At 33.0% G+C, this 12,760-nt stretch carries 10 protein-coding genes; 7 read left to right on the top strand and 3 right to left on the bottom strand.

The window, feature by feature from the left end:
- Window positions 1-5: 5 nt before the first annotated feature.
- Window positions 6-329, bottom strand: a complete 324-nt coding sequence (locus BM239_RS07210; RefSeq protein WP_092206995.1) for a YbaB/EbfC family nucleoid-associated protein — start codon at window positions 327-329, stop codon at window positions 6-8.
- A gap of 75 nt (window positions 330-404) precedes the next feature.
- Between BM239_RS07210 and BM239_RS07215 the strand changes: the two genes are divergently transcribed.
- The 3 genes from BM239_RS07215 to BM239_RS07225 all read left to right on the top strand — a co-directional run bounded on the left by BM239_RS07215 (window position 405) and on the right by BM239_RS07225 (window position 4,980).
- Window positions 405-2,462, top strand: a complete 2,058-nt coding sequence (locus BM239_RS07215) for a S9 family peptidase (RefSeq protein ID WP_092206996.1) — start codon at window positions 405-407, stop codon at window positions 2,460-2,462.
- Between the two features lie 75 nt (window positions 2,463-2,537).
- On the top strand, window positions 2,538-3,575 hold the full coding sequence (locus tag BM239_RS07220) for a cysteate synthase (protein ID WP_092206997.1): 1,038 nt from the start codon (window positions 2,538-2,540) through the stop codon (window positions 3,573-3,575).
- Between the two features lie 145 nt (window positions 3,576-3,720).
- Window positions 3,721-4,980: a cysteate-C-fatty acyltransferase gene (locus BM239_RS07225; protein WP_092206998.1), complete on the top strand. Its 1,260-nt coding sequence runs from the start codon at window positions 3,721-3,723 to the stop codon at window positions 4,978-4,980.
- A gap of 53 nt (window positions 4,981-5,033) precedes the next feature.
- Here BM239_RS07225 and BM239_RS07230 read toward each other — a convergent pair whose 3' ends face one another.
- Window positions 5,034-6,152, bottom strand: coding sequence for a GTP cyclohydrolase (locus BM239_RS07230; RefSeq protein WP_092206999.1), 1,119 nt, complete (start codon window positions 6,150-6,152; stop codon window positions 5,034-5,036).
- 14 nt (window positions 6,153-6,166) lie between these two features.
- Complete coding sequence (locus BM239_RS07235) at window positions 6,167-7,156, bottom strand: transporter (RefSeq protein WP_092207000.1); 990 nt, start codon at window positions 7,154-7,156, stop codon at window positions 6,167-6,169.
- Between the two features lie 102 nt (window positions 7,157-7,258).
- On the opposite strand from BM239_RS07235, the gene BM239_RS07240 reads away from it, so the two are divergent.
- From BM239_RS07240 to BM239_RS07255, 4 genes are read left to right on the top strand one after another with little or no spacing between them, the layout of a single operon-like run.
- Window positions 7,259-7,546 (top strand): DUF4834 family protein, encoded by a 288-nt coding sequence (locus tag BM239_RS07240; RefSeq protein ID WP_092207001.1) that lies wholly within the window; start codon window positions 7,259-7,261, stop codon window positions 7,544-7,546.
- Window positions 7,547-7,575: 29 nt separating this feature from the next.
- Window positions 7,576-9,987, top strand: coding sequence for a YfhO family protein (locus tag BM239_RS07245; protein WP_092207002.1), 2,412 nt, complete (start codon window positions 7,576-7,578; stop codon window positions 9,985-9,987).
- Complete coding sequence (locus BM239_RS07250; RefSeq protein ID WP_092207003.1) at window positions 9,962-11,266, top strand: glycosyltransferase family 4 protein; 1,305 nt, start codon at window positions 9,962-9,964, stop codon at window positions 11,264-11,266. Before BM239_RS07245 ends, BM239_RS07250 begins: the two co-directional genes overlap by 26 nt.
- Window positions 11,267-12,745 (top strand): lipopolysaccharide biosynthesis protein, encoded by a 1,479-nt coding sequence (locus tag BM239_RS07255; protein WP_092207004.1) that lies wholly within the window; start codon window positions 11,267-11,269, stop codon window positions 12,743-12,745. It begins immediately after the preceding gene.
- Window positions 12,746-12,760: the final 15 nt, after the last annotated feature.

The raw sequence follows: 12,760 nt of genomic DNA on the forward strand, positions 1-12,760 counted from the left end.
ACAACCTACTTAAACATATCCATTCCAGGAATATTTGGCATGCCTTCTTTTGCAACTGCTCCAATTTCAGTTTCATGAACTTGGCTAGCGCGTTCAATAGCTTTATTTAAGGTTAAAACCAAGTAATCTTCAAGTGCTTCCTTGTCTTCTAAAAGCGCTTCATCAATGCTAACGTCTTTAATGGTTCTATTAGCAGTAATAGTAATTTTGATTTTACCATCTGCGCTCACTTCATCTAAAAGAACAGAATTTAAACGTGCTTTAGTTTCTTCAACTTTCTTTTGGGTTTCTTTAATTTTACCCATCATTCCCATAAGATCTCCAAACATAATATTATCATTTTAAATGCGATGCAAAGCTATTTAATTTTTCTATTTTTGCCAGCTGATTAAACCCTCTTTTTTTTGAAAAAAATATCCAATCCACCAATAGCAAAAAAAATTGCAAAATCTCTTATTACGCATGGAGATGAGCGCATAGATAATTATTTCTGGCTTAATGATCGGGAAAATTCAGAAGTTATCGAGTATTTGAATGCCGAAAACGCATACACGGAATCTGTAATGAAGCCAACGGAAGATTTTCAAAAATCACTTTTTGAGGAAATGAAAGCCCGTATTAAGGAAGATGATGAATCGGTTCCTTATTTCTACAATGGCTATTGGTACATTACTCGCTATGAAACAGGAAAAGATTACCCTATTTACACCCGTAAAGAGGGTTCGTTAGAAGCGGAAGAAAATATTATGTTTGATTGCAACATCATGGCAAAAAAACATAAGTATTTTAAACTAGGTGGTATTTCTATAAGCCCAGATAATACCATGGCTGCCTTTTCAATAGATACTGTAAGTAGACGCCAATATACTATTCAAGTGAAAAACCTTAATACAGGAAAATTACATCCAAATAAAATTAAAAATACCACAGGTGGCTGCACTTGGGCAAGTGACAATGAAACAATTTTCTATTCTGTAAAAGACCCAGTTACTTTACGTGCTTGTAAAATTTTTAAACATAATATAAACGAGAAAGCTTCAGAGGATATAGAAGTTTTTCATGAAACTGATGAAACCTTTAATGCTTTTGTTTATAAAACCAAATCTCGAAAATATATTGTTATAGGTTCCTCTAGCACTTTAACATCTGAATACCGAATTTTACCTGCGGATAATCCTGATGGTGAATTCAAGATGTTTCATCAGCGAGAAAGAGGTCTGGAATATGCTATAGCACATTATAATGATGCATTCTACATTATTACAAATAATGATAACGCCATTAATTTCAAACTTCAAAAAACACCAGAATTAGCAACAGAAAAAACACACTGGAAAGATGTTATTCCACATAGGCCAGATGTTCTTGTTGAAGATATAGAAATATTCCAACATTATTATGTGCTTAATGAACGTATTCAAGGACTAAATAAACTACGAATTATTAGTTGGGATGGAAATGAAGATTATTACTTACCTTTTGATAGTGAAACTTATACTGCTTATTTAGGTAATAATCCTGAATTTAATTCAGATGTACTTCGTTATGGTTATAATGCTATGACAACTCCAAGTTCGGTTATGGAGTTTGATTTTAAAACCAAAACTAATGTCGTTTTAAAGGAGCAAGACGTATTGGGCGATTTCAATAAAGAAAATTACACATCTGAACGTATTTGGGCAACAGCAAGAGATGGCGAGAAAATTCCGATGTCCGTGGTTCATAAAAAAGGTTTAAAAAAAGACGGTAAAAATCCATTATTATTATATGCGTATGGATCATATGGGTCTACTATAGACCCTTATTTTTCAACTATTCGATTAAGTTTATTAGATCGAGGATTTATTTACGTCATTGCGCATATTCGAGGTGGTGAATATTTAGGTCGCGATTGGTATGAAAATGGTAAACTATTAAAAAAAGAAAATACGTTTTTCGATTTCATAGACTGTTCCAAATATCTTATTGAAGAACAATATACTTCTCGAAAACATTTATATGCTAATGGCGGTTCGGCTGGTGGTTTACTTATGGGAGCGGTTATTAATATGAATCCTGAATTATATCATGGAGTAGTGGCAGCAGTGCCTTTTGTAGATGTGGTAACAACGATGTTAGATGACTCTATTCCGCTTACAACAGGTGAATATGATGAATGGGGAAACCCTAATGATGAAGTTTATTATAGGTACATGAAGTCTTATTCCCCATATGATAATGTTACAGCTCAAGACTACCCGAATTTATTAGTAACAACTGGAATTCATGATTCTCAAGTGCAGTATTGGGAACCTGCAAAATGGGTTGCTAAACTACGCGATTTAAAAACAGATTCTAATAAGTTACTACTGCATGTAGATATGCATACAGGTCATGGAGGAGCTTCTGGACGATTTGAAAGCTTAAAGGAGGTTGCATTGGAGTACGCCTTTTTACTGGATTTAGAAGGAATTACACAGTAGTTAAAAAAAAAATTGTATTTTTGCGAGGTTTTAAGCTGCATTATATAATAAAATGACGTTACTTAAAAAGTAAATATGGGACAAAAAAATCAAGTTTATAACAGTGTATTGGAACTTGTTGGAAATACACCACTAATAAAACTGAATAGAATTACAGCACCTTTTAAAGGCAACTATTTTGCAAAAGTAGAAGCTTTTAACCCAGGTCACTCTTCAAAAGATAGAATTGCATTATACATAATAGAGCAAGCTGAAAAGAAGGGAATTTTAAAACCTGGTGATACCATTATAGAAACAACTTCTGGTAATACTGGATTTAGTCTTGCCATGGTTAGTATTATAAAAGGGTATAAGTGTATTTTGGCTGTGAGTTCAAAATCATCTCCTGATAAAATTGACATGCTTAAAACCATGGGTGCTAAAGTATATGTTTGTCCTGCTCACGTTGCTGCAGATGATCCTAGATCCTATTACGAAGTTGCTAAACGTTTACATAAAGAGACAGCGGGATCCGTATATATTAACCAGTATTTTAATGAATTAAATATAGACGCGCACTACCATTCCACGGGTCCTGAAATTTGGAGCCAAACGGAAGGTAAAATTACACATTTAGTTGCTTGTAGTGGTACCGGTGGAACGATTTCTGGTACTGCTAAATATTTAAAAGAGCAAAATCCAAATATTAAAATTTTAGGCGTTGATGCATATGGTTCTGTGCTAAAAAAGTATCATGAAACGCGCGAGTTTGATGAAAAAGAAATATATCCATACCGCATTGAAGGTTTAGGAAAAAACCTAATTCCTACAGCAACAGAATTTGATGTTATTGACGAATTTGTTAAAGTAACCGATGAGGAAAGTGCATTAACCGCAAGAGAAATAGCCAAAACTGAAGGTTTATTTGTAGGGTATACATCTGGAGCAGCTATGCAAGCCATAAAACAACTAAACGATGAAAGCACATTTGATACAAATGATGTTGTTGTCGTTATTTTTCCTGATCATGGATCACGCTACATGAGCAAAATATACAGTGATACATGGATGAAAGAACAAGGCTTTTTAGATACAGCTAAAGTAAAAAGTAAAGAAGACATCGATATTATTTAACCATGTCATTCTATTCAACACATGATAGTTAACTTTAAAAATTTTAAGTTAACTATCATGTGTTGTTAATAATAGTACTTAAAATTATTATGCTGTGAAATTTTAAATATCTAATTTTGCAGCAACTAACTAGATTAATAGCTTTATGAAAGATTTATTTGATAAAATATATAGAGATAAAGGACCTCTAGGAAAATGGGCTTCCCATGCCGAAGGTTATTTTGTATTCCCAAAATTAGAAGGTGAAATTTCTAATCGTATGAAATTCCGAGGAAAAGAAGTTGTAACATGGAGCATAAATGACTATTTAGGTTTAGCAAACCATCCTGAAGTTCGTAAAGTTGATGCTGAAGCTGGTGCTGCTTATGGGTCTGCATATCCAATGGGAGCACGTATGATGTCAGGTCACACAGATCTTCACGAAACATTGCAAAATGAATTGGCAGCCTTCGTGAATAAAGAAGCTGCTTATTTACTAAATTTTGGTTACCAAGGTATGGTGTCAACTATTGATGCTTTGGTTTCAAAGGATGATATAATTGTCTATGATGTGGATGCTCACGCCTGTATAATAGATGGTGTGCGTTTACACATGGGGAAACGTTTTACTTATAAACACAATGACGTTGAAAGTTTAGAGAAAAATTTAGAGCGTGCTACAAAAATGGCCGAACAAACTGGTGGTGGAATTTTAGTGATTTCAGAAGGTGTTTTTGGTATGCGTGGTGAGCAAGGTCGATTAAAAGAAATTGTAGAATTAAAGAAAAAATATAATTTCAGATTTTTTGTTGATGATGCGCATGGATTTGGTACACTAGGTGCAACAGGTGCTGGAGCTGGAGAGGAGCAAGGTGTTCAGGATGGCATAGATGTTTATTTTGCAACGTTTGCCAAATCGATGGCTAGTACAGGTGCATTTATTGCTGCAGACCAAGAGATTATTGATTATTTAAAATATAACTTGCGTTCGCAAATGTTTGCGAAATCCTTACAGATGCAATTAGTAGTTGGTGCGTTAAAACGTTTAGATATGTTGCGTACCATGCCAGAATTAAAACAAAACCTTTGGAAAATTGTCGATGCGTTACAGTCCGGTTTAAAAGAACGTGGTTTTGATATTGGTACCACACAAAGTTGTGTGACTCCAGTTTACTTAAAAGGAAGTATTCCAGAAGCAATGGCTTTAGTAAAAGACCTACGTGAAAACTATGGTATCTTCTGTTCTATAGTTGTATATCCTGTTATTCCAAAAGGATTAATTTTACTACGAATGATTCCAACAGCAACACATACATTGGAAGATGTAAAGGTTACTTTAGATGCCTTTGATGCCATTAGAACTCGTTTAGAAAATGGTACTTATAAGCGCTTATCTGCAGCTGTTACTGCTGCTATGGAAAAGTAATGTGTGATACAAACAAACAAAAAGCCGATTTTAATTAAAATCGGCTTTTTGTTTTATAACATTTTCTTAAAAGTCTTACGTCGCTTAATAATCTTGGTATCAAAATCTTTCCAAATTTGATGAGAAGCCAAATTATCAGCTAATTCCGGTAAACGAATACAGGTTTCAATGCCGAATTTGATAAATGATTTATGAAACTCGTTAAATATAACTGCTGTAACACCTTTGTTTTGGTAATGTGGATCCACACCTATTAAATAGAATAGCGCTGTTTTACTCGTTTTTTTAGCTTTTAATAATTTTAAAAACCCAAACGGAAATAGCTTACCTTTTGTTTCTTGTAACGCTTCTGAAAAAGACGGCAACACTATAGCAAAAGCCACCATTTTATCATGTTCATCAAATACAAATTTGATGTATTCTGGATTTATAAAATTAATGAACTTCTTTTTAAAATAATCACGTTGTGGGTCAGATATAGGAACAAATGTAGATAGTTTGGAATAGGTTTGATTAAACAGGTTAAACATACTATCAAGATGCGGTATTATTTCGCTTGTTTTAGTATAGCTACCTGGTTTTAATTTAAAGCGTTTTAAGATGATATCATTCACTCGCATGAAACGCTCAACAGGTAAGTTTTTAAAAGCAAATTTACTTTCTATATATTCCTTTTCTGTTTTAAAACCTAAAGTTTCAAAATGGGTAATATAATAAGGGTGATTATACCAGGTTGCCATGGTTCCAATATGATCAAACCCTTCAGTTAATGCACCATTTTTATCTAAATTAGAAAAGCCTACAGGTCCTTCAATATATTCTAGTTTATGTTGATTACCAATTTCAGCCACTTTGTTTAATAATGCTTCCGATACATTGATGTCATCAATGGTGTCAAACCACCCAAAGCGCATTTTCTTAACCTGCTGTTCGTTGATTTCTGTCCAGTTTACAATGGCTGCTACACGGCCAACTATATAATTATCTTTATAAGCTAGAAAGAAACGTGCTTCTGCATTTAAAAACGCAGGATTTTTATCGGCACTTAAAGTGGCTACTTCATCGGAAATAATAGGTGGCACCCAATATTTTGAATCTTTATATAATGTAAATGGGAATGTAACAAAACGTTTTAATTCTTTTTTGTTTTTTACTTCGTGTAATTGTATCATATAGTTTTCAACATCTAATTTAAACCATCATCAAAATCAGTATCTTCTTTCTCGCGTTTGTTTTTATTTTTTCCTCGCGATTTATTTTCACGACGTTCTAATTCTTCTTCAGCAGAAGTACCGTCTTTTTCCTCTTTATCTTTATGAAAATCTAATCGGTAAGACGCTCCAATAGTAACGCCAAAAACAGAAGGTGTGTCTTTTGTATTAAAAGTTAAAGCCGTGTCTAACTGGAAGTTTTTACTCCATAAATAGGCGCCTCCAAAACGAATTAAGTTGTCAGCATAAAAATCGCTACTAATATTTTGGCTTTCTCCAAATACCACCCATTGGTCTGTTATAGATTTGGTAAGAGTTAATATAAATGAAAAATCAGATTGATCGGTTCCTATTCTATCCAAAATAAAATTAGTAACAAATACCCAACCGCTGGCAAAATTGTTTTGTGTTCCTACCATTACTTTTGGACTAAAACCTTCAACACCAGCAGCTGTAAACGGATTGTCTTTTGTATCAAAATTAGCACCTGCATATACGGCAACCGCAGGAATTAACTGCTTCCATTTAAACTTATGATTCGCTTTCCAGCTTCTTAAGTCTGGTTTTTCTTCACCAGCATTTTTATAAGGGTCATAGACCAAATATTTAGCACCAACAGTTAAGGTTTTAAAATTGCTAAAGGATTCATCTGAAGAGCTAAACCCTGAATACGTTCTATTTGTAGATTGAAAAGTTCCTTCGACATTTATTTCCAGTTGCGGCCATAATAACCCATATCGAACGGCAAAATCAGCTCCAAAACTTTTATCTTCACGGTTTAATAGATTGTGGTTTTCATTTAAAATATAGGGGCCAACTTCAAATTGAACCACATTTGTTCCTACAGAAAAAGCACTTCTTGAAACACCTGGTCTATTTGAATTTATTACTTCAGTGTATTGTGCATACGAATAAAGTGTTGTAAACGAAACAAGTAGAAATAAATAGGTTTTGATAGATTTCATAAGTTTTTGTTTGATTTCAAATATAGATATTTTATATTTTTTTTAAGTATTTAAGGCCTAATTTAAATAGTAAGAATTGTATTTTTGTAAAAATTTAGTGATATGCTTCAATACGCATCTTTTACGGGCTTGATAAAAACAATTCTAATTATTTTGTTAGTTTGGTATGGTATAAAGATACTTTCCCGATTATTTGCACCGGCACTTTTACGTTATGTAAGTAAAAAAGCGGAAGAAAAGTTTGGTCAGCAATTTGGACAACAATTCAATCAGAATCAACAAAAACAATCTCCAAAAAAGGAAGGTGAAACCGTTATTGATAAAGTGCCACAATCAAATACTTCAAATAAAAACGTTGGCGAATATGTAGATTACGAAGAAATTGATTAATTTTCGCCTTCACTGATTAATCCGATTTCATGCAATTTTCAATTAAAAAATGCCTGCCACATATTCTTGTTTTAGTAGGCTTTATTTGTATTTCATTAGCTTATTTTAGTCCTGTTTTAAAAGGTAAAGAAATTTATCAAAGCGATATAAAACAGTATATCGGCATGTCTAAACAACAAAAAGATTTTAAAGCTGAAACAGGTAGTGAAACCTATTGGACAAATAGTGCTTTTGGAGGCATGCCAACATACCAATTAGGAGCCAAATATCCACATAATTACATTAAACAGCTCGATTTATTCTTACGGTTTTTGCCTAGGCCTGCCGATTATCTATTCCTTTATTTTATAGGGTTTTACATCCTGTTGTTGACATTAAAAGTTGATTTTAAATTAGCTGCTTTAGGTGCGTTAGCTTTTGGGTTTTCTACCTATTTAATTATTATTTTGGGTGTAGGCCATAATAGTAAAGCGCATGCTATTGCTTATATGCCATTGGTGTTGAGTGGTATTATCCTTACGTTTCGTAATAAATACCTGGCTGGATTTCTTTTAACTACCGTGGCAATGGCTTTAGAGTTGGTGGCTAATCACTTTCAGATGACCTATTATTTGATGTTTTTAGTTGTGGTAATTGGTATTGCCTATTTGGTTGATGCTTACAAGAAGAAAATGCTGCCACATTATTTTAAATCTGTTGGGATTATGGCAATTGCTGTTGTATTGGCCATTGGTTTAAATGCCACAAATATTCTAGCTACTCAAGAATATGCTGCGGAAAGTACACGTAGCCAAAGCGATTTAACCATTAATCCAGATGGTTCTCCAAAAGCTGTAACGACAGGTTTAGACAAAGATTACATAACTGAATACAGTTATGGACTTTTAGAAACCTTCAATTTATACATTCCACGGTTTTTGGGAGGTGGAAGTTATGAGGATGTTGGTAAAGATTCTGCTACTTACGATGTTTTTTTAGCACTTGGTGCTACACCGCTTCAGGCTTTACAAGAAGTAAAACAAACACCAACATATTGGGGAGATCAAACCATAGTTGAAGCTCCTGCTTATATTGGAGCCGTTGTAATATTTCTATTTGTTCTAGCCTTATTTTTAGTAAATGGGCGCTTAAAATGGTGGTTAGTGGGTGGAACTGTTTTATCGTTGCTATTATCTTACGGGAAGAATCTTGGTTTTTTAACCGATTTTTTTATCGATTTTGTGCCCATGTACAACAAATTTAGAGCGGTAAGTTCCATTCAAGTTATACTGGAATTGTGTATTCCAGTACTTGCAATTTTTGGCTTGGTACGGTTGTTTAATCCGCTTGAAAAACATGAAGAAAAGTTGAAAGCTTTAAAATATACAGCTATAATAACAGGAGGATTGGCTGTAGTTTTTTTACTATTCAAATCGTCCTTATTCAATTTTGTTGGTGCTAATGATGGTCTTTACCGTCAGAATTATGGGCCGCAATTTGTGGATGCTGTCATTAAAGATCGTAAGGCATTTTTCACACAAGATACATTGAGGACCTTAATTTTAGTATTGCTGTCAGCTGGAACCGTTTTCTTATTTATAAAGGAAAAGCTATCTGAAAAACTCGTAGTAATTATATTTGCTGGTTTAATACTTTTTGATTTGATAGGTGTTGATAGACGTTATGTTAATAATGATAATTTTGTATCATCTATTCAAGTAAATAAACCGTATCAAGCAAATGCAGCTGATAAAGCCATTCAAGAAGACCCAGAACACTTCAGGGTGTTAGATTTAACTTCTGGAGGTGCACGAGCATCGTACTTTCATAATTCGATTTCTGGGTACCATGCGGCTAAATTAAAGCGTTTTAATGAATTGTATGACTTTCATATTTCGCAAAACAATATCAATGTGTTGAATATGTTAAATACCAAGTACATTATTGCTCAAGATGATGATAATAATATTTTCCCTTACACAAATACAGATGCCAATGGCAATGCATGGTTTGTGAGTCGTTTAGAACAGGTTAATGATGCTAATACTGAAATATTAAAGCTTGATAGTCTTAATACGAAACAAGTAGCCATAACCTCTATGACAGGTTTGGAGAGTAAGACTTTTGTTACTGATTCTTCTGCCAATATTCAGGTAGAAACTTATAAACCGAATTATATTAAATACCATTCAGAATCATCTGTAGATGGTTTTGCCGTATTTTCAGAAATATATTATAATCATGGTTGGAATGCCTATATAGATGGTAAATTGTCACCATATACGCGTGTTAATTATGTGTTGAGAGCTATGAATATTCCATCGGGTAAACATACTATAGAGTTTAAGTTTGAACCTGATGTTATAAAATCAGGTAGCAAGATTGCTTTAGCGAGTTCAGTCATTTTCGGATTATTATGTCTTGGTGGATTGTTTTATGGTTTTAAACGTAAAACAGACTAGTGTGCATAAAAAAGTTCTTATCGTAACATATTATTGGCCGCCAGCAGGAGGACCAGGAGTACAGCGATGGTTGAAATTTGTAAAATACTTGCCAGACTATGGTATTGGGCCTATTGTTTATATTCCAGAAAATCCAAACTATCCAATTATTGATAGTAGTTTAATATCTGAAGTACCAGATTCAGTAACCATTATAAAAAAGCCCATTTCCGAGCCTTATAAACTAGCAGGTTTATTTTCAAAAAAGAAAACCAAAACCATTAGTAAAGGGATTATTACAAACGATAATAAACAATCTAGTTTAGAAAAAATATTACTTTTTATTCGCGGAAATTTTTTCATTCCAGACGCTCGGAAAAGTTGGATAAAACCTTCTGTGGCATTTTTAAAGGATTATATACAAACAGAGAGAATAGATACTGTTATTACAACTGGACCACCACATAGCTTACACCTTATTGGTTTACAGCTAAAACAAAAACTTCAGATGAACTGGTTTGCAGATTTTCGCGATCCATGGACAACAATTGGTTATCATAAACAATTAAAACTTACTAAACGTGCTAAAAATAAACACAAACAGTTAGAAACAGATGTCTTAAGGCAAGCCGATCATATTTTAGTAACTAGCCAAGTTACAAAAGACGAATTTATGGCTAAAACAAATAAACCAATTTCGGTAATTACTAATGGTTATGATGTTAATCATGTAGCCAAACCTGAATTGGACTCTCAATTTACACTAGCACACATCGGTTCCTTATTATCCAAACGAAATCCGGAAATATTATGGCAGGTTTTAAGTGATTTAATTGCTGAAAATCCAGGTTTCGCATCAGACTTCAAATTAAATTTAGTTGGTTTTGTGAGTGAAGATGTCTTGAAATTGATAGATTCACATGGCTTAAGTAATTATGTAAATAAAGTTGGTTATGTGTCACATGAAGAAGCAGTTATGTTTCAAAAAAAATCGCAAGTTCTTTTGTTGATTGAAATAGATTCGCCAGATACGCGTTGCATAATTCCTGGTAAGTTATTTGAATATATGATTTCCGAACGACCAATAGTTGCATTAGGACCGAATGGTTCTGATATTGAAACTATTTTAAGAGAAACCAATACAGGTAGCTATTTTATATATAATGATTATGTAGCTTTAAAGAAGCAAATAGAATTACATTATAATTCATTTAAAAACGGGAGTTTACACGCTAACGGAATCGGATTACAAAAATACAGTAGGAAAGCATTAACTAAATCACTAGCCGAATTATTATAAATGGGAATCGTAACAAGCCAGTCCATAAAAAATACAATTATTACCTATCTGGGTTTTGGATTGGGTGCCATAAATGTGTTGTTTTTATTTACGGAATTTATTAGCGATGAATACTTTGGTTTAATTACATATATTTTTTCTACAGCTAATGTTATGATGCCTATTTTAGCTTTTGGTGTTCATAATACCCTCATAAAGTTTTATTCAAGCTATAAAACACGACAAACGCAAAACGGTTTTTTAATGCTTATGTTGTTTTTACCGTTAGCAATTATAATTCCAACAGCTATTGTGGGTTATTTTGCTTTTGATGCCATAAGCTCATGGTTATCTGGTACAAATGCAATTGTAAGTGATTATGTATGGCTCATCTTTATTTCGGCTATAGCGTTTTCGTATTTTGAAGTGTTTTATGCTTGGTCTCGTGTGCAAATGCAAAGTGTGTTTGGTAATTTTATGAAAGAAGTTTTTCATAGAGCCGGAACCATGATTCTATTATTCTGCTTGTATTTAAATTTTATAGATGTTGAGCAATTAATATACGGTATAACAGGTATTTATATTGTCCGTGTTGTCATCATGAAACTGTATGCGTTTAGTTTACGTTTTCCGTCTTTCAATACTACTAAAATACCCAATCTGTCCTCTGTTTTAAAATACACTACTTTAATAATTATAGCTGGTTCTGTTGCTAATGTAATTTTGGAAGTCGACAAATTTATGCTGAATAGGTATGTAGCTATTGAATATGTGGCATACTATGGTGTAGCTATTTATATTGCATCGGTAATAGGTGTTCCAAGTCGTTCCATGCATCAGATTATCAGTCCACTTACAGCCAAACTTTTGAATGATAAGAATAAAATAGAGTTGGATAAATTATATAAAAAAAGTTCTTTGAGTTTATTTATAATTAGCGGGTTTATCTTCTTGCTGATTATTTTAAACATTAATGAACTATATAATTTTATAAATGATAATTATGTTGATGGACTATTAGTTGTGTTTGTTATAAGTTTATCAAAACTAACAGATAGTTTACTGGGTAATAACAATGCCATACTTTTTAATAGTGATTATTACCGAATGGTACTTGTATTAGGGGTCTTTTTAGCTATTTTAACAGTTGTATTAAACATTATCTTCATTCCTATTTATGGAATTAATGGTGCTGCTTTTGCAACGTTTCTAGCTATATTATTGTATAATTTAGCAAAATTATGGTTTGTAAATATCAAATTAAAAATGCAACCATTCACCCTAAACACCGTTAAAGTATTGGTACTAATTATTGTATGTCTTGGTGTATTTTATTTTTGGGATTTTCCTTGGCACCCATTAATAAATATAGGTCTTAAATCTTTTTTAATAACCGTATTTTATGGAACAGTAGTTTATACGTTACAATTTTCTGAAGACATAACCTCGCTTATCAATACAATTATCAATCGGATAAAAAGAGAAAATCCCACGATGTAGCTTTGAGGCATACAT

This window comes from Algorimicrobium echini, from assembly GCF_900115185.1.
GTDB lineage: Bacteria > Bacteroidota > Bacteroidia > Flavobacteriales > Flavobacteriaceae > Algorimicrobium > Algorimicrobium echini.